Raw genomic sequence first — 22538 nt, 5'->3', positions numbered from 1 at the left:
CCCTCGGTCCCTTGATCAGCACCGCGTCACCGGGGCGCAGCCACGCGGCCAGCTCGGCCGCCGCCGCCTCGGCGTCGGGCACGTGCACGATCCGCGTCGGCTGCCCGTAGCCGCCCACGGGCGGCCCACCGGGCGGCCCGCCCGGCACGATCCCGCCCACCGGCACCCCGCCGGGAGGCCCGCCAGGCACGGCCCCGCCCATCGGCACAGGAGGCCCGCCAGGCACGGCCCCGCCCATCGGCGGGCCCTGCCACCCGGGCGCGGGCGCACCGGGCGGCTGCCATCCCTGAGGCGGGCCCGCCTGCGGACCGGGCATCGGCGCGCCAGGCGGCATCTGCGGGGGCCCAGCGGGCCCCTGCGGGCCGGGAACCGGGGCGCCGGGCACCGGAGGCGCGGGCGGAGCACCGGCCGCCGCCACACCGCCCTGCGCCGCGCGAGCCGCGCTCTCCTGAACGGCCGCGTGGGCGCCTTCCAGCACCGGCCCGGCCTCCGGCCCCGCCACGATGAGCGCCGCCAGCCCCGCCCCGCCGGCCATCCGGCCGAGCTCGGCGTTGAGCGCGGAAGAGTCCTCGCCCAGCTCCCGCAGCGCCGCGATGACCGCGAAGCGCCGCCGCCCCTTCCCGAGCGCCTCGAACGCCTCGAAGGCCGCGCGCATGGAGTCGGGATTGGCGTTGTACGCGTCGTTGATCACGATCACGCCGTCGGCCCTGTCGGTGACCTCCATCCGCCACCGGCTGCGCGGCGTGGCCTCCGACAGCTCCTCGGCGATCGTCGCCACCGGCAGGCCCAGCTCGTAACCGGCCGCCGCGGCGGCCAGCGCGTTCTCGACGGCGTGCGCGCCGTACAGCTTGAGTGACACGTGCGCGGCCCCTGAGGGCGTGCGCAGCGTGAAGGAGGCGCGCCCGCGGGCGTCCACCACGACGCCCTCGGCCCGGATCGCCGCGGACTCGCCGCGCCCGAAGAACGTGACCCGCGCGTCGGTGCGCGAGGCCATCGCGCGCACCAGCGGGTCGTCGGCGTTGAGCACGGCCACGCCCGAGCGCGGCAGCGACTCCACCAGCTCGCCCTTGGCCTTGGCGATGGCCTCCTTGCCGCCGAACACGCCCAGGTGCGCGGTGCCGACGTTGAGCACCACGCCGATCTGCGGCGGCGCGACGCGGGTCAGGTCCTTGATGTGGCCGATGTTGCGCGCGGCCAGCTCCAGCACCATGAACCGGGTGTCGAGGTCGGCCCGCAGCACGGTCAGCGGGTGGCCGAGCTCGTTGTTGTAGCTGCCGACGGGCGCGATGGTCGGCCCGATCCGCCCGGTGAGGCGGGCGAGCAGGTCTTTGGTGGTGGTCTTGCCGGCCGAGCCGGTCACGCCGATCACGGTGACCTTGGGCAGCGTGCGGACCTGCGCGGCGGCGAGTTCGGCGAGCGCGGCGGCGGTGTCGGGCACGATCACCGCGGGCCCCTCGACCGGCCTGCCGGCCAGCACGGCGACGGCTCCTGCCCTGATGGCCTGCGCGGCGTAGTCGTGACCATCGACCCGCGCGCCCTTGATGGCGACGAACAGGGATCCCGGTTCAACGGCCCGTGAGTCGATCACGACGGGCCCGCGCACCACGGCGCGGGGATCGGCCATGCCCGACAGGGCGCCCGAGGTCAACTCGGCGATCCTGGCCAGAGGCAACGGGATCATTAGTGCTTCCTGCTTTCCTTGCGTGCGTCGATCGCTTCGGCGACCACTTCGCGGTCGTCGAAGGGGATCACCTCGCCTGAAACGTACTGGCCCTGCTCGTGACCCTTCCCGGCCACGACGACCACGTCACCGCGCCCGGCCCGGGCGATCGCCAGGCCGATGGCGGCCGCGCGGTCGGGCTCAATGATCACATGAGCGCGGTCGTGCTGCGGAACGCGGAGCGCTCCCTCCATCATCGTCGTGAGGATGGCGAGCGGATCCTCCGAGCGGGGGTTGTCGCTCGTGAAGATGGCCACATCCGCCAGTTGAGCAGAGATTTCGCCCATAATAGGCCGTTTGCCCTTATCGCGGTCGCCGCCGCAGCCGAGCACGATCGTCAGCGTCCCGGCCGTGACCGAGCGCAGCGAGCGCAGCACCGACTCCACGGCGCCCGGCTTGTGCGAGTAGTCCACGACCGCCTGGAACTCGTCACCGGCCTCCGTGACGCGCTGCATGCGGCCGGGCACCCCGGTCAGCGTGCCCACGCCGTGCACCGCCGTCTGCACCGGCACCCCGGCCTCGACCAGCGTCACAACGGCCCCGAGCGCGTTGGCCACGTTGAACGGGCCGGGCAGCGCGATCTGCGCGTCGGCCTCGATCCCGCCGGGCCCGACCACCCGGAACGCGCTGCCGTCGGCCCCGAGCCTGGCGTCGACCGCGCGCCAGTCGGCATCGGGGTCGCCCAGCGCCGAGAACGTGGTCATCGGCACCTTCGCCAGCCCGAGCAGCTCGCGCCCGTATCGATCGTCGATGTTGGTCACGCCGGCCCGGCTCAGCTCCGGCTGGAACAGCTTCACCTTGGTCGCGAAGTAGTCCTCGAAGTCCTTGTGGAAGTCGAGGTGGTCCTGCGACAGGTTCGTGAACAGGGCGACGTCGTAGTAGATGCCGTCGATCCTGCCGAGCGCGAGCGCGTGACTGGAGACCTCCATGGCGGCCGCGCTGACGCCCTCCTCGCGCATGAGCGAGAACAGGCCGTGCAGCTCCGAGGCCTCCGGCGTGGTGAGCTTGGGCTGGAAGCGCAGCTCGCCGACGTGGATCTCGACGCCGCCCACCAGGCCGGCCCGGTGCCCGGCGGCTCGCAGGCCGGCCTCGATCATGAACGTGGTCGTGGACTTGCCACTGGTGCCCGTCACGCCGAGGACCTGGATGTCGTGGGCCGGTTGGCCGTACACCCAGGAGGAGATCGCCCCGAGCAGGGCGCGTGGATCGGACACGATGAGCACGGGCAGCCCGGTGGCGACGGCCGCGTCGCGGCCGGCGCGGTCGGTGAGCACCGCGACGGCGCCGCCGGCCATCGCGTCGGCGGCGAACGTGGCGCCGTGAACGCGATTGCCGGGCAACGCGACGTAGAGATCACCGCGCCTGACGCTGCGGGAGTCGATGGTGACGCCGGTCAGGGCGGCATGAGGCGACCTCGACGTGCCGGAATCGGCGTCGAGCATGGTCGCGAGCCCGGTCAGCGGACGAGGCGGGCTGGTCGTGGGACGCATAGACGACGGGGGACGCACGGCGAGAGCGTACCTTTCCTGCTCACTGTCCCGCGCGCATCCGCACCGGCGGCGCGGCGGAGCCTGTGGGAGGAATCTTCTTGCTCTTGATAGCGAACGTCATCACATCCTTGAACACAGGGGCCGCGAGCTCCCCGCCGAAGTGGCCGTTCTTCGGGTTCTGCACCACCGAGAGCACCACCAGCCGGGGCTGGTCGGCGGGCGCGAACCCGACGAACGAGGCGGTGTAACCGTCGTAGCGGCCGAGTTCGGCATCGTAGCGGTCGGCCGTGCCCGTTTTCCCGGCAACCCGGTAGCCGCCGATGGCGGCGAGCTGACCGGTGCCCTCCGCACCGACCGCGCTCTCCAGCATCATCGCGATCTCCTTGGCCGTCGTCTCACTCACCACCCTGGTCTGCTTACCAGCGGGAGCGGGTACGAACCTGCCCGTCGTGTCCGTCGTCCCCGCCACGATCTGCGGCTCGATCTTGACACCGCCGTTGGCGATCGTCTGATAGACGCTGGCCATCTGCAGCGCGGTCACGGAAACGCCCTGTCCGTAGGCGACCGTGCAGTTCTGGCTGCCCGACCACTTCTTGTAGTCCGGCAGCAGGCCCGCCTCCGCGCTGGGCACGCCGCCGCCCGGCGTGCTGCCGAATCCGAACGCCTTCAACATCTCGTAAAGCCGCTGGCTGCCCACCTTGCGCGCCGCCATGATCGTGGCCACGTTGCTGGACTGCGCCATGGCCTGACGGAACGTCATCGCCTCCATCTTGTGCGCGTGGGAGTCACGCAGCACCTGGTCGGCGCACCTGATCCGGTCGGGCACCTGGTAGACCGTGTCGGGCGTCACCGCCTTCGCCTCGATCGCGGCGGCGGCGGTGATCACCTTGTTCGTGCTGCCCGGCTCGAACACGTCGGCGGCGGCCTTGTTGACGTAGCTCGACGCGGGGGCCTTGCGCCAGTTGCCCAGGTCGAGCTCGGGCGCGTTGGCCATGGCCACGACCTGCGCCGTGCGCACGTCCATGACGATCACGGTGCCGCTGTCGGCCCCGGACTTGCGCACCTGCTCGCCGATCGACTTCTGGGCGGCCCACTGGATGTCGCGGTCGATGGTCAGCCGCACGTCCTGGCCGTCCACCGGGGCGGTGCGCTGGCTGCTGGTCATCGGGATGCGCTGGCCGTCGCGGCCGGTCTCGACGCGCTGCTCGCCGTCGCGGCCGGCCAGGAGCGAGTTCTTGCTCTGCTCCATGCCGCCCAGGCCGTTGCCCTCGTCGCCGACGAACCCGATCAGGCTGCCCGCCAGGTCGCCCGCGGGGTAGAGCCTTCTGTAGGTCTTCTTCGCCGACAGCGCGGGAATGCGGGCCTGCAGCAGCCTGGTGGCCACGACGGGATCGACGTCCCTGGCCAGGAGCTGGTAGTGGGTGCCCGTCCTGGCCAGCTTCTCGGCGATCTCCTGCTGGCTCTTGCCGAGCTGCTGGCCCAGGATCGCGGCCGCCTTCGCGCGGATGGAGACCGGGACCTTGGTCGGGTCGATCGACACCTCGCGGGCCTCGATGGTGACGGCCAGCTCGTGGCCGTTGACGTCGTTGATCGAGCCGCGCTTGGCCTGGATCGTCTCGGTGTGCTGACGCTGGTCGGCCGCCGCGGCCTCGTAGACCTTGGAGTCGAGGCCCTGCATCTGGACGAGCCGCCCGGCGAAGATCGACAGGACGAACGTCATGCCGATCAGGCCGATGTTGATCCGCCTGCGCGGGCTGCCCAGCCGCAACACCAGCGGCGGCCTGGGCGGCGCCGGCGGTGGCCTTCGCGGCCCCCTGGGCGGCGGACCGTCCCCGCCGCGCCCTGTCCGCGACCCGCCGGCGGAGGACCTGCCGGCGGGCGTGCGCCGCGACGGCACGTCCTCCTGCGGCCCCCTGCGCCGGGGGTCCTCGCCCCCGGGCCGCCCGCCATCGCGCCGCGTCCCGGCCCGATCGTCGGTCCTGCCACGGGAGCGTTCCTCATGTCCTTGTACGCGTCCTCTGAGCCGGTCACCGTCGTCGTCACGGGAGCCTCGCCCTCTGAGCCGGTCACCGTCGTCGTCACGGGAGCCTCGCCCTCTGGACGCGTCACCGTCCTCGCGCGCCGAGGAGCCGCGTCCGCGGGATCCGGCGCCGCGCGGGCGATCGCTCTCGTCGCGCGCCTGGGAGCCGCGCCCCCTCGGCTGCTCGCCCTCGTCACGGGAGCGCCGGCGAGCGTCGCCGCCGCGTGAACGGTCCTCACGCGGACGGCCCCGGTCGCCGTCGCCCTGCCGCGACCGCCCGCGGCCCTCGTCGCCTGGGTCCTGTGGTGGCCGGCCCCGGTTGTTGTCACGGTGGTCGTCACGGTCGTTGTCGCGGTCGTCGTCGCGGAAGGCGTCGCGCCCGAACGGCAGGTCGAGCGGGTCGGAACCCTCCCGTGGCCCGCGCGGCGGGTTCTCCGGCGACGCCGGGCGGCCCGTCCCCTCCGATCGGGAGGAGCCGCCTTGGCGCCCTGCCCGCCCCGGGCCGCCCGACGTACGACGAGCGGCGCCGGGCCCTCCCTGAGAGCCGGCGCCGCCGGCGCCGCGGCCGGGACCCTGCCCCCTGCCGCCCGATTCCCTCACCGTTCCGTGTCCGCCTGACCGGCCTGGTCGGTGGCACCGTTGTAAAGGTTGATGTTGTCCCAGTCGGTGCCGTAGCCCTGCTTCTCCGCCTGCTCGGCGAGCGGCCCGGGCTGCGTCTTACGCTGGTATTCCTGGTCGATCTTCTCGTTCTCGCGCTTGGCCACGGCGATCTCGTCGCGCAGCGTCGCGTCGGTGATGGCGTCCTGGGCGAGCATGGTGTTGAGCAGCAGCAGGCTCACCAGACCGCCGCAGAGCAGCCCGACGACGAGCAGCACGAACGGCGCCCGCTGGCGGCGCGTGGGATGCCGCCGCGCCGCGGGACGACTGGCCGCGGCCCGGGAGCTGCCCCGGACCGGCCGCTTGGCCGCGACTCCAGGACGCTCGACGGCCGGCGCCTTGCCCTCGGGCCGCACGCGCTCACGGACGGACCCCTCGGGCCGCGCCCGCTCACCCGCGGCGGCCTTGCCCTCGGGACGCACCCGTTCGCCGACGGACGTCTTGCCCTCAGGACGCACCCGTTCGCCGACAGATGTCTTGCCCTCAGAACGCACTCGCTCGCCGACGGACGCCTTGCCCTCGGGACGCACCCGTTCGCCGACTGACGCCTTGCCCTCGCGACGTGCCTTCGCCCCGCGCGGAGCCTTGTCGCCTTCCCGCGAGTCGACCGGCCTCTTCCCCGCGAGGCCGGCGGCACGCTCCCGCTCGGCGGCCGATGGCTTGCCCTCGGCCTCGGCGCGCGTGTCAGGACGGGGACGCGGCTTGGGCTGCTGCGACAGCGCCGACCGGCGCGTGCCCGTCTTGGGCACGGCACGGCGGACGGGCTTACCCCGGCCGGTCTCCTGCTCAGTCGTCAACACGGATCCTCTCTGCCGCCCGCAGCCGGGCCGAGGCCGCCCGCGGGTTGCGGGCGAGCTCTTCGTCGCTTGGGAGCTCCGCTCCCCTCGTCAGCAGGCGGAACCTCGGCTGGTGAGCCGGTAGCGGGATGGGCAGCCCCGGAGGGCCGGTGTCCCTGGTTCGCGCCGTGAGGGCCTGCTTGGTGAGCCGGTCCTCCAGTGAGTGGTAGGAGAGCACGACGACTCGCCCACCGAGCGCCAGCGCGTCGAGTGCCGCGGGAAGCGCCGCCTCCAGGGCGGACAGCTCCGCGTTCACCTCTATGCGCAGCGCCTGGAAAGTCCTCTTGGCGGGGTTTCCCCCAGTACGCCGGGTCGCGGCGGGGATCGCCTCGCGAACGATGTCCGCTAGCCGCTTAGTCGAGGTTATTGCCTCTTTAGCCCGTTCTTTGATGATCAGGCCCGCGACACGCGGGGCGAATCTTTCCTCGCCGAAGTCGCGCAGGATGCGCTTCAGGTCCGCGGCGGAGTAGGTGTTGACCACCTGCTCGGCCGTCAGCTCCTGCGAGGTGTCCATCCGCATGTCCAGCGGCGCGTCATAGGAATAGGCGAACCCGCGCTCGGCCTCGTCGAGCTGCGGGGAGGAGACCCCGAGGTCGAACAGCGCACCGTCGATCGTGGTGCGCCCCGCCGCGGCGAGCACCTCCTCCAGGTCACCGGAGGAGGCGTGGACCAGGGTGGTCCGCTCCGCGTACGGGCTGAGCCTGCGGGTGGCGAAGTCGATCGCGAAAGGGTCGCGGTCGATGCCGATCAGGTGCAGCTCGGGATGGGCGGCGAGCAGGGCCTCCGAGTGGCCGCCGAGGCCGAGGTTGGCGTCGACGACGACCGGGGCGGGCCCCAGCAGCGCGGGGCCGAGCAGCTCCAGAACGCGCTCAAGCAGCACCGGAACGTGACCGCCTGTGCCAACGTTGTCGTACATCTCCAACCCCCCTCTCGCGTCCATGCTCGCGGATGACGCGTCATCGGTCGATCGCCGGTCATTCCTGGTCCCCACCCGGTGCCGTCCGGCCAGGTCCCCATCCGCACCCTCTTCGTGGACGCCCGCCATCTGACACCGGGGAAGGTGCATCAGCTGGCGGACAGTGGTTGCGGGTGGAGACCTCGCCGAACGACAACACCGACGGATCGACCGTGGTCACTACAAGGTCCCTGGCAGCACCTCCTCCGACAGCTCGGCGAACGCCTGCTCCTGCGCGCTGAGATAGGTGTCCCAGGCCTGCGCGTCCCAGATCTCCAGCCGGGTGTTGGCCCCGATGACGACGCAGTCACGCTCCAGCCCCGCGTATTGGCGAAGGCTCTGCGGGATCGTGATGCGCCCTTGCTTGTCTGGTGTCTCGTCGGACGCACTGGCGAAGAAGACGCGGCTGTAGTCACGCACCGCCTTGGCGGTGACCGGGGCGGTGCTGAGAGCCTCGGTAATGCGCTGGAACTCCTCCACGGGAAAAACGTAGAGGCATCGCTCCTGGCCTTTGGTGATCACAAGACCCTCCGCCAGCTCCTCACGGTACTTAGCCGGCAGGAACAGCCGTCCCTTGTCGTCCAGACGCGGTTGATGGGTGCCGAGGAACACCGGCCCCACCTCCCGTGCCTCAGTGAAGCGCTCAGCGCTGGTGCACCGGCCCTCCACTGCGCACCACCATACTCCACTTCTCCCCACCGTCAACTGATTCGAACCGTCTTCATCATCAGTTTCCGTTGCGTTACCGCAGGTCAGAGCGATGGAGCGGAGTGGGGTGGGGTGACCGGGCGGTCAACCCTCATGGGCGTGTCGAGGGTTTGAAGCGCCGTGGAAATAGGGGCAGCCGGGCTTCGGCGGGCTTGGCGTGGAGGAAAGTGGCGCGCGTCGCGGCCCCACCGTGTCACGGGATTCGCACGGCTATGGGACAAGAACAGGAACATCACCTGCGTTCCCTGGAATATCCGCAAATGTCGCCCGAGAACCCACAGCGTCGTAGGGTCGTACAGACAATGGAAAAGGAATGGCATGGCTCCCGCAAAGGCACCTACGGGACAGCCGTCGCACTTCTCATGGAGGCCTGGTGGCAGTAACCCATGACGTCCCTCCCCAGCTCGATGAGCTGGTCTCCACAGCCCACCGGATTCGGCAGGCCATCGAATCGGTGATCGAGGGCAAGGGCGACGCCGTCCGCCTCACGCTGACCGTCCTGCTCGCGGAGGGGCACCTCCTGATCGAGGACGTGCCCGGGGTCGGCAAGACGATGCTGGCGAAGGCACTCGCCCGCTCCATCGACTGTCCCGTACGGAGGGTGCAGTTCACTCCCGACCTGCTGCCCAGCGACATCACCGGGGTGAGCGCGTACAACCAGCAGACACGGGAGTTCGAGTTCAAGCCTGGGCCGGTGTTCGCCAACATCGTGGTGGGCGACGAGATCAACCGGGCCTCCCCCAAGACGCAGTCCGCGCTGCTGGAGTGCATGGAGGAGCACCAGGTGACCGTGGACGGGCGGACGTATCAGCTCGACGCCCCGTTCATGGTGATCGCCACCCAGAACCCCATCGAGATGGAGGGCACCTATCCTCTCCCCGAGGCGCAGCGCGACCGCTTCACCGCGCGGGTGGCGATGGGCTACCCGGAGCCGACCGCCGAACTGGAGATGCTCGACGTGCACGGCGGCACCTCGCCGCTGGACAAGCTGCAGCCGGTCGCGACGACGGCCGAGGTGCGCGCCCTGATCGAGGCCGTACGCGGCGTCTACGTCTCCCAGGCGGTCAAGAAGTACGCCATCGACATCGTGGTGGCCACCCGCCACTCCCCCGACCTGCGGCTCGGCGCCTCCCCGAGGTGCACGCTGCAGCTCGTACGCGCGGCCAGGGCCCACGCGGCACTGGGGGGACGCGACTACGTCATCCCCGACGACCTCCAGGACCTGGCCATCCCCGTGCTGGCCCACCGGCTGCTGCCCAGCGTCGAGGCCCAGGGGCAGCGCCGCCTGCCCGAGCAGGTGGTGACCGATCTGATCAGGCGCGTGCCGGTGCCGGAGACCCGGTGATGGATCCGCGGCGTGGCGCCGAAGCCCATCAGACGGACGCCCATCGGACGGAGGCGCGGTGAGAGCCGGACTGCGGGCGCTGACGTCCAGAGGCCGCTCGTTCCTGGCGTCCGGGATCGCGGCACTGGTCATGGCCTTCTTCCTGGGCGAGAACGACCTGTTCAGGATCGGCGTCCTGGTGACAACGCTGCCGCTGCTGGCCGCGATGGTGGTGGCGCGGACCCGCTACCGGCTGAGCTGCGCCAGGCGGCTGGACCCGCCCAGGGCCGAGGTGAGCGGCGAGGCCACCGTGACCCTGCGGCTGGAGAACGTCACCAGACTGCCGACCGGGCTGCTGCTCATCGAGGACACGGTCCCGTACGCGCTGGGCGTGCGGCCCAGGTTCGTGCTGGACCGGGTCGAGGCGCGCGGCGTGCGGGAGATCGACTACCGGGTCCGCTCGGACCTGCGCGGCCGCTACATGATCGGGCCCCTGTCGATCCGCATCGCGGACCCGTTCGGGCTGGTCGAGCTGACCCGTTCGTTCACGATCAGCGACACGCTGGTGGTGACGCCGCACGTGGTGGCGCTGCCGCACGTACGCCTGTCGGGTGAGTGGACGGGGGGCGGCGACAGCCGTACCAGGAGTGTGGCGGCGGCGGGCGACGACGACGTGGCGCCGCGTGAGTACCGGCAGGGCGACGACCTGCGGCGGGTGCACTGGCGCTCGACGGCCCGCCACGGCGAGTTGATGGTGCGCCGCGAGGAGCAGCAGTGGCAGAGCCGCGGCGCGCTCCTGCTCGACACCCGCAGGCACGCCCACCGGGGGGAGGGGCCTCGCTCGTCGTTCGAGGTGGCGGTCTCGGCGGCGGCCTCGATCGGCGTGCACCTCGCCCATGAGGGCCTGGGCCTGCGGCTGGTGACCGACCAGGGCGCCGAGCACCTGACCGACGCCGGGCTGAGCTACTCGCTGCTCGACACCCTCGCCGTGATCAGGCACAGCCCGGCCCGCTCCCTGGAGATGGGCGTGTCCGCCCTGCGTCAGGGCGGCGGCGACGGGCTGATCGTGGCGGTGCTCGGCGCGCTCGACGCGGAGGAGGCGAGGGAGCTGGCCCGGCTGCGACACAGCGGCATCACCGGCGTGGCCGTGCTGCTCGACGTGAGCACGTGGGAGGGCGGCGACCGGGGCGCGGAGGAGAATTACCAGGCCGTGCAGACCGTCCTGGCCGGGTACGGCTGGCGCATCGTGCGCCTGCCGGCCGGCACCTCGATCGCCTCCGTCTGGCCGGACGCCGCCAGCCGCGGCAGATACGCGATCAACCCCGCGGGAGGGGTGGCATGAGACTGACGATCGCCTCTGGAGTGGCCGCGTTCACCGCGGCCATCCTGCTCTATCCGCTCTTCCAGGGCGGGGCCTGGTTCTGGACGTCGCTCGGCGCCGTGCTGGCCGTCGTCGCCGCGGGGCTGGTGAGCAGCCGCCTGTCGCTGCCCGCGTGGGCGGCGCCGCTGCTGGGCGTGGCCGCGACGTGGATCTACCTGACCGTGGCCTTCACCGCCGAGCAGGCGTGGGCGCTGCTGGTGCCGACGAAGGAGTCGGTGGTGGAGCTGGCCAGGCTGGTGACCGTCGGCTGGGCCGACATCCAGCGGTTCGCGGCCCCCGTACCGGACACCGAGGGCATCACCTTGCTGACGGCGGGCGGCGTCGCGCTCATCGCGATCGCCGTGGACCTGCTCGCCGCGCGGGCGCGGCGGGCGGCGCTGGCCGGGCTGCCGCTGCTGGCGCTGGCCACGGTCCCGGCGACGATCCTGGCCGACCCGATCAGCTGGCCGGCGTTCATCGTGGCCGCGCTCGGGTTCGTCAGCCTGCTGATCGCCGACGGGCGCGAGCGGGTGGGTCACTGGGGCCGGGCGGTGCTGGTACGCCGCACCCGTGCGGCCACCTCGCCCGCCCCGCGCGGTTCCGCTGACACCAGCGGCCTGCGGCTGTCGGGCAAGCGCATCGGGTTCGCCGCGATCGCGCTGGCGGTGTCGCTGCCCGCGTTGCTGCCGGCGATGGAGCCGGTGTCGTTCTTCACGTTCGGCGTGGGCGGCCGGGGCTCGGGGCCGGGCAACTCGATCAGCATCCCGAACCCGATCGCCGGCCTGAGGGGCCAGCTCGACCTGCCCGAGCAGCGGACGGTGCTGACCTACACCAACAACGACGACACTCCCCGGTACCTGCGGATCTACGCGCTGGACACCTTCGACGGGCAGCAGTTCGGCATGACGCAGCCGAAGGGGGCGCCGCAGAACAGGACGGAGAACGGCCTGCTGCCCGCGCCACCCGGCCTCAGCCAGAAGCCGAAGGTCAACAGCGTGATCACGAACATCCAGATCAGCGACGAGATCGCGGGGCTGCAGTTCCTGCCGCTGCCGTACCCGCCGCGGGAGATCCGGGTGGACGGGGACTGGCGGGCCGACGTGGACACGCTGATGGTCTTCTCCACCCGTGAGGAGGCCGGCGGCATCGAGTACGAGGTGCAGACGACCGAGCCGGAGCCGACCCCGGACCTGCTCGACGAGCTCGAACTCGCGCCGCGGCCGGCGACGGACGACCGCTTCCTCGACCTGCCGGACAACCTGTCTCCCGAGATCCGGGTCCTGGCCAACGAAATCGTCGGGGGCGCCTCGACGAACTACGAGGCGGCGGTGAAGATCCAGGAGTTCTTCACCAAGACCGGCGGTTTCAGCTACACCCTGCGGACGCAGGGACACAGCAACTCGGCGCTGCGCGACTTCCTGATCCGTGACAGGGCGGGCTACTGCGAGCAGTTCGCCGCGTCGATGGCGGTGCTGGCCAGGCTGGTCGGCATTCCGTCGCGGGTGGCGATCGGCTACACCGGCGGCACCAAGATCGGCGACCGCTGGCAGGTGAGCACGAGCGACTCCCACTCCTGGCCGGAGCTGTACTTCGAGGGCGTGGGCTGGTTGCCGTTCGAGCCGACTCCGTCGGGGGCGGCCGGGCAGGGCAGCGCGCGGGCGCCCGAGTACTCGCTGCCGCGGCCGACGGCGACGGCGAGCACCACGGCCCCGACGCCCGGCGCGACGAGCTCGTCCGCCGACGAGCCGCAGGACCCGGCGGCCCGGCGCAACCCGCGCGAACTGGACCGCGAGGGCACGGTCGCGGCCGGCGGGCTGCCGCCGGACGACTCCATGCCGCTGATCGGCAAGATCGGCATCGGGGCGGCGGCGCTGCTGCTCGTCCTGCTGATCCCCGCGGGCATGCGGCTGGTCAGCAGGAACCGGCGCGTGCGCAGCCTGGGCTTCAAGGTGGCGCAGCCCGCCGACGATCTGACGGCCAGGATCGTGTCGGGCAGGGGCGCGGGGTCGGTGGTGGCGGCCGTGTGGGCGGAGCTGGACGACGTGCTCTGCGACTACGGCATGGCCCGCCAGAGCAGCGAGACCGCACGGGCGCTGGCACGGCGGCTGACCCAGCAGTACGAGTTCGACGCCGATTCCGCGGCGGCCATGGCGGCCATCGCCTCGGCGGTCGAGCGGGTGTTGTTCGCCAAGGATCCCGGCCCGATCGAGCCCATGAAAAAGGACCTGCGCGCGGTGCGGCAGGCCCTGGCGGCCACGGTGTCGCGCGGAAGGCGGGTGCGCGCGGTGCTGCTGCCCCCGTCGACGCTGCGGCGGCTGCGGTTCCTGGGCGAGCGCCTGCTCGACGGGTTCGACCTGCTGGAGAACATCAGGTTGCGTCGGACGGCGGCCCAGAAGGGCGGCTGAGAGGGTGACCCGGTCGTGCGGCCGTCCCCAGAGGGGGCGGCCGCACGACGTCGGTCAGAGAATCAGCGCTCGTCGTGACGACGGCGCCAGCGCTCTTCCATGCGCTCCATGAAACTGCCCCGGTTGCCCCGGCGGGCCTGCTTGCCCGGTGGAGGAGCCGTGCCCGAGGCGGGGGTGGAGTCACCGAACCCATTCATTTTTTTCCAGCTGGACAAGCCCCACAGACACGCGGCGAGCATGACCACGAAACCGCCGACGCCGAGGGGGATCAGACTCATCACTACGCCGACCATCATGATGACGACGCCGAGAGCAAAGCCGATGGAGGCTTTGATCAGGCGACGCTTGTAATGGCTGCGCGGGTCACTGATCCTTACGGTGTTGGCCCACTTCGGGTCCTCGGCGTAGAGGGCCTGCTCGATCTGGTCGAGCAAGCGCTGCTCGTGCTCAGAGAGCGGCACGGCGCCTCCCAAGGACGGCCCCAGGACGGGGAAGACGGCAACGGACGACACGGGGTGTCCGAACCTCGCGGTCGGTTATCCCCAGAATACGAGGCTGTAGACGTAGGCGAAAGCAAACGTCCAACGCAGACCAAACCGGAGGTGACGTCATGGCTCTATTGTGGCCCATCTCGCCCCCCTTCCCCCAAAATCCTGACACGGACGCCCCCACCAAGTACGGACATCGAACGTCATGTCTCTATTTCATCAAGCTTGCCACGTACAAGCGACGCTGGGAGCACCGCATCGGGTCCGAATCTCTGAATCGCCTTATCCATAGCCTGCTCGGCCTCGCGCCACCCGGTCTCCCTCTCGCCGAGACCGAGCTGACGGGTGGCCTCTCCGGCCGGCCGGAGGTTCTCCATCCTGACCCCCACCAGGCGCAATCGCACGCGTTCGAGGCCGGCCGCCTCGAACAGCTCGCAGGCGGTGGTGTAGATCGCCTGGGCGACGTCGGTAGGCTCACGCAGCGTGCGCGAGCGGTTGATCGTGGTGAAATCGGCTCGGCGTAGCTTCACACTTACAGTTCTTCCCACGTGACCGGCCTTACGCATCCGGGCCGCCACGCGCTCCGACAGCCGCAGCAGCTCACGCTTGATCATCTCGGGGTCGTCCACGTCCACCGCGAACGTCTCCTCGTTGCCGATGCTCTTGTCCGGCACGTGAGAGCTCACCGGCCGCTCGTCGCGCCCCCAGGCCAGCGCCGCCAGGTGACCGCCCACGGCCTGGCCCAGCTCGCGCTGGAGCGTGCTGGACGGCACTCTGGCCAGGTCTCCGACCGTCCTGATGCCCAGGCGCACAAGAGACTGCTCGGTACGCTCACCGACGCCCCACAGGGCCGACACGGGCAGCGGATGGAGGAAGTCCACGACCTGCCCGGCGGGCACCACCAGCAACCCGTCGGGCTTGCACTGCTTGGAGGCGAGCTTTGCCACGAATTTGCTGCTGGCCACGCCCACGGAGCACGTGATGCCGAAGCGGTCGAGGACCTGCTCCCTGATCATGGCGGCCACGGCCGCGGGCGGCCCGAGCCGCCGCCTGGCGCCGCCGACGTCGAGGAACGCCTCGTCGGACGCGATGGGCTCCACCAGCGGGGTGATCGTGTGGAAGATCTCCATGACGCCCTTGGAGACCTCGGAGTATTTGCCGTGGCTGGGCGGGATGATCGTGGCCTGCGGGCAGAGCCTGCGCGCCCTGCTCATCGGCATCGCCGAGTGCACGCCGTAGGCCCTGGCCTCGTAGGTGGCGCTGAGCACGACTCCGCGCCCGGCGGGCGAGCCCACGATCACCGGGCGGCCCCGCAGCTCGGGCCGGTCGAGCAGCTCGACGCTGGCGAAGAACGCGTCCATGTCCACGTGGAGAATCGGGCAGCCGTTGTCATCGGCCCCGGTTCGCGGAGCGGGGCCGATGCCGGTGATCTGCTTGCGAGACACGTGTCCGATTCTATCCGAACAGACGTTCTATGCCGAGGGGGGTGGCCATCGACTCAGATCCGGTGCCCGAGCACGTGGAGTTGCGTGGCGATGTCGCGCAGCACGGGATGGGTCGCGGCGGCCTTCTCGAGCGCCACCAGCGAATCCGCCGCCCCAGGCTCCCCGTCCACGAGCCTGCTCGGCACCAGGTCGGCGAAGACGCGCACGCCGTGGATGGCGCCGACCGTGAACCCGGTCGCGGTCAGCAGCTCGACGAGCGTGTCGGCGGCGAAGCGCCTGGGGGTGGGATCGCGCTCGCCCCAGGTCCCCCCGGGGTCGGCCAGCACGGCTTCGGCCTCGTCGAACTGCCCGGCGAGCGCCCGGTGGATGGCGCTGGCGACCGGGTTGGCGGCCAGCACACTGACGGCGCCGCCCCTGCGCAGCAGGCCCGCGACCGCGGTCAGCGCGCTGATCGGGTCTTCGACGTATTCCAGCACGCTGTGGCACAGGACCAGGTCGGCGCAGTCGCGGTCGAGCAGCTCGCCCAGGTCGGCGGCGTCGCCCTGCAGACCGCGCACGCTCACGCCCCGCTCCTTGGCGCGGCGCTCCAGCGCGGCCAGCGAGTCGGGGCTCGGGTCCACGACGGTGACGGCGTGGCCGAGCACGGCCAGCGGCACCGCGAACCCGCCCGTTCCGCCACCGGCGTCGACGATGTCGAGCGACTCGCGGCCGGTGGCCGCCGTGCGCTCGGCCAGCATGGACCGCAACGCGTCCCAGACGACGGCGGTCCGCACCGCCGGGGTCCTCGTGACGCCTTCAGCGCGCAACGTCGGCTCCCTCTCCCTCGCGACGGGCTTGATGGAACGCGCACGTCGCGGATGGCTTCCTTGGTGGACGAGCCCCAGCCTACGCCGTACGCGGGAGCTCCCGCTCCCCACCGGCGAGACCCGTGAGGAACGCTCAGCCGTCGAAGGCGGCCACCAGCCGCCTGGGCGCGCGCAACCGCCAGGCGTCGGCCAGCAGCTCGCCCATCTCCCCCGACTCCACCGCCCCGAGCCGGACCAGCACACTGGCGTGCCCGTCGTAGTGAGGCATGGTGCAGAACGTGGCGGGCTCGGCCGCGATGAGCCCGCTCTTCTCCTCTTCCGAGGACACCGGGAGCACCAGCAGGTCGCCCTCCTCCCTGATCCGGGCGAACCACCTGCCGCGCACGTAGAAGGCGGGCGTGCCGTACATGCTCTTCTCGGAGGTCTCGGGCAGCGCCAGCGCGAGCCGGCGCACGTCGTCTTCCGTCACCATGGGCTCACCCTAGTCACGGAAAAGGGCGCGTCGCGGCTGGTGACGCGCCCACTTTCTCCGTACGGTCGGACTGCGCCCCGGCGCCGCCCTCCGCGTGGTTGGAACGTACCCCGAATGCGCGCGCCCGGTCCGCCGAAAAGGGGTGTCTAAAGGGTGAGGCTTGGCTTGAGTTGCTTGAAGCGGGCCAGCAGGCCGTTGACGAACTGCGGCGACTCGTCAGTCGAGAGCTCCCCCGCCAGGTGCACCCACTCGCTGATGACCACGCCCTCGGGCACGCCGGGCATCCACAGCAGCTCGTAGGTGCCGCCACGCAGCAGGTTGCGGTCGACGGCGGGCATCCGGTCGAGGGTCCAGCCCTCGGCGTAGGTGGTGATCAGCTCGTCGATGCGCACGTGGTGCCTGGCGACGCCCTCGACGATGGTCGAGGTGTATTCGTTCACCGGCGGCTCCTGCCGCTCCACGCGCTCGCCGAGGATCCGCAGCGGGTCCTCGCCGCGCAGTTCGGCCTCGAAGAGGATGTCGAGAGCTCTCCTGCGTGCTTTGCCGCGTGCGGACACCTCAGGCCCGGCCGAGGTATTCGCCGCTGCGGGTGTCGACCTTGATCTTCTCGCCGGTGGTGATGAACAGCGGCACCTTGACCTCGGCGCCGGTCTCCAGCGTGGCGGGCTTGGTGCCGCCGGTGGAGCGGTCGCCCTGCAGACCGGGCTCGGTCTCGGAGATGGTCAACTCGACCGCGGCGGGCAGGTCGACGTAGAGCGCGGCGCCCTCGTTGAACGCGATCGTGGCCAGAGTGTTCTCCAGCATGTAGTTGGCGGCCGTGCCGACGGTGCCGGTGGGCACGTTGACCATGTCGTAGGTCTCGGTGTCCATGAACACGAAGTCGTCGCCGTCCTTGTAGGAGAACTGCATCTCACGCTTGTCGACGTTGGCCACCTCGACCTTGACGCCGGCGTTGAAGGTCTTGTCGACGACCTTGCCGGAGAGCACGTTCTTGAGTTTGGTGCGCACGAACGCGCCGCCCTTGCCCGGCTTGACGTGCTGGAATTCCACGACGGCCCACAGCTCACCGCCGTCGAGCTTCAGCACCAGGCCGTTCTTGAGGTCGTTGGTCGTCGCCACTCGTTCTTCTCCCGCGTGCGGCCGCTCTAAAGAACGAGCAGCTCCTTGGTCGTCTTGGTGAAAAGTTCCGGCCCGCCCTCACGAGTCACGAGGGTGTCCTCGATCCGGACCCCTCCCCGGCCCGGGACGTATACCCCAGGCTCGACGGTGATCGGAACTCGATCCTCTAGTCTAGCGGTCCTGGAGGGGCCCAGGAACGGCTCCTCGTGGATCTCCAGGCCGACTCCGTGGCCGAGACCGTGACGGAAGTGACCGCCGTGGCCCGCGTTCTCGATGACGGAGCGGGCGGCCGTGTCCACGTCCCCGGCCTCCGCGCCGGGAGCCAGGGCGTGCCTGCCGGCCCGCTGCGCCTCGGCGACGAGGTCGTAGAGCTCGCGCTGCCAGTCCGCCGGCGGGCCGAGGCTGACCGTCCTGGTCATGTCGGAGTGGTAGCCGTCGTACCTGGCGCCGAAGTCCATGGTGACCAGGTTTCCCGCGCGCAGTTCCCGCGAGGTGGGGGTGTGGTGCGGGACCGCGCCGTTCTCCCCCGCGGCCACGATCGTGTCGAACGCGGGCTTGTCCGCGCCCAGTTCGCTCATGCGGTGCTCAAGGAGGCGGGCGAGCTCGCGTTCGCTCATCCCGGGGGCGATCCGCGAGGAGACGTCGGCGAAGGCCTGGTCGGTGATGGCGCAGGCGGTGCGGATGAGCTCCAGCTCGCCGTCGTCCTTGACCGCCCGCAGCAGCTCGACCACCGGTCCCAGCGGCACGAGCCCGTCCTCCAGCCGGCGGTAGGTGGCCACGCTCATGCTCGCCGCCTCGATCCCGACACCGGGCGCCGCCAGCCGGCCCGCCACGTCGGCCACCTCGACCGACGGCACGTCCAGTGTGCGCGCGGCCTCGATGTAACGGTTGTCCGTGGCCAGCAGCGCCGTCCCGTCGGCCCTGACCAGGACGGCGGCGTTCGAGCTGACCAGGCCGGTGAGGTAGCGGACGTTGACGGGGGAGGTGACGAGCAGCGCGTGGACCTCTCGGGCGGGCAGCGCCTCGGCCAGCCGCGCCCGGCGCGCCGGGTAGTCGAAGGTCATGAGCTCAATGTACGTGTCATGCCCCTTGTGTCACTATTGCCCCAATCGGGCGGTCACCTGTCCAGGATCGGCCATTCCCTGATGAACTGCGCGGCCGGGCCCGTCCCGTTCATGTCGCCCCTCTCCTGGGCCTTCACCAGGTCACGGTAGACACCGGCGATGTGGTCGAGGGTGGAGTCGGCGTGGCCCTCGCCGGCCTTCCTCGCCGCCTTCCTGAGCTTGTCGCGCGCCTTGCCGGCGACCTGGGGGTTGATGCCGCCCGTGCCCTGCTGGGCCATCAGCGCGTCGTCGAACGCCTTCAGCCAGCGGCCGTACCCGCCGGGCGGGATCGTCCGGCCCAGGGTGGCCTTGGGCGCCGCCGTCTCGATCAGGGAGGTCGGCTCGTCGTCGATGTCGATGTCGGGGGTGAAGAGGTCCTCCGGGGTCTCCTCCTCGGTGGAGGTGGGGGTGGGGAACGGGGTGCCGAGCAGCGAGGCCAGGCCGGTCGGCTCGGTGGTCGGGGTGACCACCGCGACCGGCTCCTCCTTCCGGGCTCCCGCCCACATCACCATGCCCACGGTGACGGCCGCGATGACGAGGACGGCGATGCCGAGCTGGAGGATCAGCTTGCGGTTGGGCCCGGCGGGCTGGTCCTGCCCCAGGTCGCCGGCCTGGTAGATCGCGGTGTCACCGGCCCGCGCGGCCCTGCCTGGGCCGCCCGCCGCACCGACCTGGAAGACCTCGGTGGCCTCAGGGCCCCTGGGCCTCGCGGGGCCGGGCCCGGGGCCACCGGCCCCAGGGCCCCCGACTCCGGGGCCTCCGACTCCGGGACCCCCAGCTCCGGGACCCCCAGCTCCAACGCTCGCCGCCCCCGTGACCGGCGCGCCCATGCCCGGTGACCCCATACCCGGCGCGCCCATCTGCAGGCCGCTGTCGCGGAGGCCGACGCCGGTCACGGGCGGGCCGGGCTTCGGCCTGGCGATGGCGGCCAGCGTCCGCCTGATGGCCTCCCCGCTGGTCGGCCGCTTCGCCGGATCCTGGTCGATCATGGCCAGCACCAGCCGATCCAGCTCCGGGGGCACCTCGCTCCTGGTCGCGCTGGGCGGTACGAGCTGCTCCCCGGAGGGCGGCCGGCCGCACAGCAGCGCGTAACAAACGCTCCCGAGCGCGTACACGTCCCCGGAGGGCTGCGCCGCCTCCTCCGTGGTCCGCTCGGGAGCGGCATATCGGCCGTCGCCCCGTACCGGCTCGCGCCCGTCCATCCCGAAACCGACGACCTTGAGCACCCCGCTGGAGGCCAGGCGGAAGCTGTCAGGATCGACCTGCCCGTGCACGACCCCGGCGCGGTGCGCGGCGTCGAGCCCGGCCGCCGCCTGGCCGACCAGGTCGCACACCTCGACGATCTTCATGGGTCCGCGCGCGGCCAGCTCCTCGCCGAGGCTGAGCCCGGTGAGGTACTCCATCACGAGGAACGGGGCGCCCTCGTGCTCGCCGACGTCGAGCACCATGGCCACGTTGGGGTGGATCACCCTGGCCACGGCCTGGGCATGCTGCCTGAGCACCTCACGGGTGGCGGCCCCCGCCGCCCTGGCGCCCAGCACCTTCACGGCCACGACCCAGTCGGCACGCGTGTCGTAGCCCCGCCACACCTCGCCCATCGGCCCGCTGCCGATGCGCTCGTCAAGCCGGTACCGGTCAGCGACCAAGGACGTCGCTTCGGACATATCCCCGCCAATTACTCGAACATCTTGATTTCCGACCAACCATAGGCCCCCGTCGCCTCCGCCGCCCCACCATCCGCGCTCACGCGCCGAGGCCGCCCTCTCGACATAACGATTTTCGTTATTTACGATTATCGTTATGCCAACTCGATGGATCACCAGACTCGAGATTCTGCTGAGCTTCGCCCTCGTCCTCGGCTGCCTGGGCGCCCTGGCCGCGCTCGGGGCGAACGTCCTGATCGCCGGCTCGCTCGTGTCGGCCGTGCTGGGGTCGGCGTCGGAGGCCATACTCTCCTCCATGATGCTGGCCGAGAGCTACGCGTTCCACGCTCCGCCGAGCGCGGTGCTCGGGGGCGTCGTGGCGGGGTTCGCGGCGCTGGGCGTGTCGGAGATCGTGCGCCGGGGCCTGGTCCTGCTCCAAGAGGTCGAGGCCACCATCTGATGGCGGAACCGGCCATCAGGGTGCGACTGGACGAGGTGCTCAAGGAGCGCGGCATGACGCTCACCGAGCTGTCGCACCGCGTGGAGATCAGCGTCGTCAACCTGTCGATCCTGAAGAACGGGCACGCCAAGGCGGTCCGCTTCTCCACGCTGGTACGGCTGTGCGAGGCGCTCGGCTGCCAGCCGGGAGATCTGCTGAGGTACGAATGAGGGGGACGGTGAGCCCGTCCCCCTCGTGATCATGCTGTGGCGGGTGCGGCCACGCGCCGCGCGGGCGCGTCGTCGAGCGGCTGCGGCGGCGCGTTGAAGACCTCCGTGTCCAGGGCGCCTTCCGAGCGCGCCACCAGCACCGGCACGACCATCTGGCCGGCCACGTTGGTCGCGGTGCGGATCATGTCGAGGATCGGGTCGATCGCCAGCAGCAGGCCGACCCCTTCGAGCGGCAGCCCCAGGGTGCTGAGCGTGAGCGTCAGCATGACCGTGGCGCCGGTCAGGCCCGCCGTGGCGGCCGAGCCGATCACCGACACGAACGCGATCAGCAGGTAGTCGCCCACCCCGAGCTGCACCCCGAACACCTGGGCCACGAAGATCGCGGCCAGCGCCGGGTAGACCGAGGCGCACCCGTCCATCTTGGTCGTGGCCCCGAACGGCACGGCGAAGGAGGCGTAGTCGCGGTTCACGCCGTTGCGCTCGATCGTGACGCGCTGCGTCAGCGGCAGCGTGCCGACCGAGGAGCGCGAGACGAAGGCCAGCTCGATCGCGGGCCAGGCGTTGCGGAAAAACGTGACGGGGCTGACCTTGCCCCACACCGCCAGGACGGTCGGGTACACGACCAGCAGGACCACGAAGCAGCCGATGTACACGCCGGCGCTGAACTTGGCCAGCGGCGCCAGCAGGTCCCACCCGTAGGTGGACACGGCCTTGCCGATCAGCCCGGCCGTGCCGATGGGGGCCAGCCGGATGACCCACCACAGCGCCTTCTGCACCAGCTCCAGCACGGAACGGGCGAGGTTCAGGAACGGCTCGGCCTTCTCGCCCACGGCCAGGGCCGCCGCGCCGAGCACGATGCCCAGGAAGACGATCTGGAGGACGTTCACCTCGGTGAAGGCGGTGACGATGTTCGTCGGCAGGATGCCGGTGACGAAGTCGAGCCAGGTGCCGGCGTTCTCGGGCGCCTTGGCGGCGCTGGTGTCGAGGGTGACGCCCTGGCCGGGGTTGATGAGCAGGCCGAGCCCGATCGCGAGGGCCACCGAGACGAACGCGGTGATGAGGAACCACAACAACGTCTTGGAGGCGAGCCGCGCGGCGCCGTTGACGTTGCGCAGGTTGGCCACGCTGACCAGCACGGCGGTGAAGACGAGCGGCGGCACGGCGAGCTTGAGGAGCTGGACGAAGATCTGGCCGACCCGGGTCAGCGTCTCGGTCAGCCAGGCCACGTCCCAGGTCTTGGCCACGAAGCCGAGCGCGACACCGATGACGAGCCCCAGCAGCAACTGCAGGGAAAAGGAGAATCTCTTCACGGAGGAAG

The 22538-nt window shown here is 71.2% G+C and carries 19 protein-coding genes and 1 pseudogene; 5 read left to right on the top strand and 15 right to left on the bottom strand.

All coding sequences use genetic code 11. The features are described 5' to 3' along the window. Positions 1-463: 463 nt before the first annotated feature. The 6 genes and pseudogenes from ACFPZ3_RS43735 to mraZ form a co-directional block, all read right to left on the bottom strand. Positions 464-1681, bottom strand: a pseudogene (locus tag ACFPZ3_RS43735) (UDP-N-acetylmuramoyl-tripeptide--D-alanyl-D-alanine ligase); the annotation flags it as partial. Further along, positions 1681-3210: a UDP-N-acetylmuramoyl-L-alanyl-D-glutamate--2,6-diaminopimelate ligase gene (locus tag ACFPZ3_RS43730; protein WP_379520287.1), complete on the bottom strand. Its 1530-nt coding sequence runs from the start codon at positions 3208-3210 to the stop codon at positions 1681-1683. The pseudogene ACFPZ3_RS43735 and the gene ACFPZ3_RS43730, both read right to left, overlap by 1 nt. 40 nt (positions 3211-3250) lie before the next feature. Beyond that, positions 3251-4981: a peptidoglycan D,D-transpeptidase FtsI family protein gene (locus ACFPZ3_RS43725; protein WP_465263586.1), complete on the bottom strand. Its 1731-nt coding sequence runs from the start codon at positions 4979-4981 to the stop codon at positions 3251-3253. A gap of 845 nt (positions 4982-5826) precedes the next feature. Next, positions 5827-6684, bottom strand: a complete 858-nt coding sequence (locus ACFPZ3_RS43720; RefSeq protein WP_379520285.1) for a hypothetical protein — start codon at positions 6682-6684, stop codon at positions 5827-5829. After that, the gene (gene rsmH, locus ACFPZ3_RS43715; RefSeq protein WP_379520284.1) at positions 6674-7663 is read right to left on the bottom strand and encodes a 16S rRNA (cytosine(1402)-N(4))-methyltransferase RsmH; all 990 of its coding nucleotides are present in this window, start codon (positions 7661-7663) and stop codon (positions 6674-6676) included. Before rsmH ends, ACFPZ3_RS43720 begins: the two co-directional genes overlap by 11 nt. Before the next feature lie 195 nt (positions 7664-7858). Further along, positions 7859-8290 carry a division/cell wall cluster transcriptional repressor MraZ gene (gene mraZ / locus ACFPZ3_RS43710; protein WP_379520283.1) on the bottom strand — a complete coding sequence of 144 codons (432 nt, stop codon included), beginning with the start codon at positions 8288-8290 and terminating at the stop codon, positions 7859-7861. A gap of 409 nt (positions 8291-8699) precedes the next feature. On the opposite strand from mraZ, the gene ACFPZ3_RS43705 reads away from it, so the two are divergent. The 3 genes from ACFPZ3_RS43705 to ACFPZ3_RS43695 are packed head-to-tail and all read left to right on the top strand — an operon-like array spanning position 8700 to position 13475. Beyond that, positions 8700-9731, top strand: a complete 1032-nt coding sequence (locus ACFPZ3_RS43705) for an AAA family ATPase (protein WP_379520282.1) — start codon at positions 8700-8702, stop codon at positions 9729-9731. A 58-nt stretch (positions 9732-9789) separates the two neighbouring features. Next, a complete protein-coding gene (locus ACFPZ3_RS43700) occupies positions 9790-11052 on the top strand; it encodes a DUF58 domain-containing protein (protein WP_379520281.1) in 1263 nt (420 codons plus the stop codon). Further along, positions 11049-13475: a transglutaminase TgpA family protein gene (locus tag ACFPZ3_RS43695; protein ID WP_379520280.1), complete on the top strand. Its 2427-nt coding sequence runs from the start codon at positions 11049-11051 to the stop codon at positions 13473-13475. Before ACFPZ3_RS43700 ends, ACFPZ3_RS43695 begins: the two co-directional genes overlap by 4 nt. A 62-nt stretch (positions 13476-13537) precedes the next feature. Here ACFPZ3_RS43695 and ACFPZ3_RS43690 read toward each other — a convergent pair whose 3' ends face one another. The 8 genes from ACFPZ3_RS43690 to ACFPZ3_RS43655 all read right to left on the bottom strand — a co-directional run bounded on the left by ACFPZ3_RS43690 (position 13538) and on the right by ACFPZ3_RS43655 (position 20572). After that, complete coding sequence (locus tag ACFPZ3_RS43690; protein WP_379520279.1) at positions 13538-13936, bottom strand: DUF3040 domain-containing protein; 399 nt, start codon at positions 13934-13936, stop codon at positions 13538-13540. A gap of 230 nt (positions 13937-14166) precedes the next feature. Beyond that, the gene (dinB, locus tag ACFPZ3_RS43685; RefSeq protein ID WP_379520278.1) at positions 14167-15408 is read right to left on the bottom strand and encodes a DNA polymerase IV; all 1242 of its coding nucleotides are present in this window, start codon (positions 15406-15408) and stop codon (positions 14167-14169) included. A 53-nt stretch (positions 15409-15461) separates the two neighbouring features. Then, on the bottom strand, positions 15462-16145 hold the full coding sequence (locus tag ACFPZ3_RS43680) for a methyltransferase domain-containing protein (protein WP_379520393.1): 684 nt from the start codon (positions 16143-16145) through the stop codon (positions 15462-15464). A gap of 202 nt (positions 16146-16347) precedes the next feature. Beyond that, on the bottom strand, positions 16348-16686 hold the full coding sequence (locus tag ACFPZ3_RS43675; protein WP_379520277.1) for an MmcQ/YjbR family DNA-binding protein: 339 nt from the start codon (positions 16684-16686) through the stop codon (positions 16348-16350). Positions 16687-16832: 146 nt separating this feature from the next. Further along, entirely contained in the window at positions 16833-17243 is a 411-nt protein-coding gene (gene nusB / locus ACFPZ3_RS43670) for a transcription antitermination factor NusB (RefSeq protein ID WP_379520276.1), read from the bottom strand. 1 nt (position 17244) lies between these two features. Further along, positions 17245-17805, bottom strand: a complete 561-nt coding sequence (gene efp, locus ACFPZ3_RS43665; RefSeq protein WP_379520275.1) for an elongation factor P — start codon at positions 17803-17805, stop codon at positions 17245-17247. Positions 17806-17831: 26 nt separating this feature from the next. Further along, positions 17832-18869 (bottom strand): M24 family metallopeptidase, encoded by a 1038-nt coding sequence (locus ACFPZ3_RS43660; protein WP_379520274.1) that lies wholly within the window; start codon positions 18867-18869, stop codon positions 17832-17834. Positions 18870-18922: 53 nt separating this feature from the next. Next, positions 18923-20572, bottom strand: a complete 1650-nt coding sequence (locus ACFPZ3_RS43655) for a serine/threonine-protein kinase (protein ID WP_379520273.1) — start codon at positions 20570-20572, stop codon at positions 18923-18925. 136 nt (positions 20573-20708) lie between these two features. Between ACFPZ3_RS43655 and ACFPZ3_RS43650 the strand changes: the two genes are divergently transcribed. After that, positions 20709-21011, top strand: a complete 303-nt coding sequence (locus tag ACFPZ3_RS43650; protein ID WP_379520272.1) for a hypothetical protein — start codon at positions 20709-20711, stop codon at positions 21009-21011. Further along, positions 21011-21220: a helix-turn-helix domain-containing protein gene (locus tag ACFPZ3_RS43645; protein ID WP_379520271.1), complete on the top strand. Its 210-nt coding sequence runs from the start codon at positions 21011-21013 to the stop codon at positions 21218-21220. Before ACFPZ3_RS43650 ends, ACFPZ3_RS43645 begins: the two co-directional genes overlap by 1 nt. Before the next feature lie 29 nt (positions 21221-21249). On the opposite strand, the gene ACFPZ3_RS43640 is transcribed toward ACFPZ3_RS43645, so the two are convergent. Then, positions 21250-22530, bottom strand: a complete 1281-nt coding sequence (locus ACFPZ3_RS43640; RefSeq protein ID WP_379520270.1) for a dicarboxylate/amino acid:cation symporter — start codon at positions 22528-22530, stop codon at positions 21250-21252. Positions 22531-22538: the final 8 nt, after the last annotated feature.

It is taken from the genome of Nonomuraea insulae (assembly GCF_042656245.1).
This window is presented reverse-complemented; position numbering and strand designations above follow the sequence as displayed.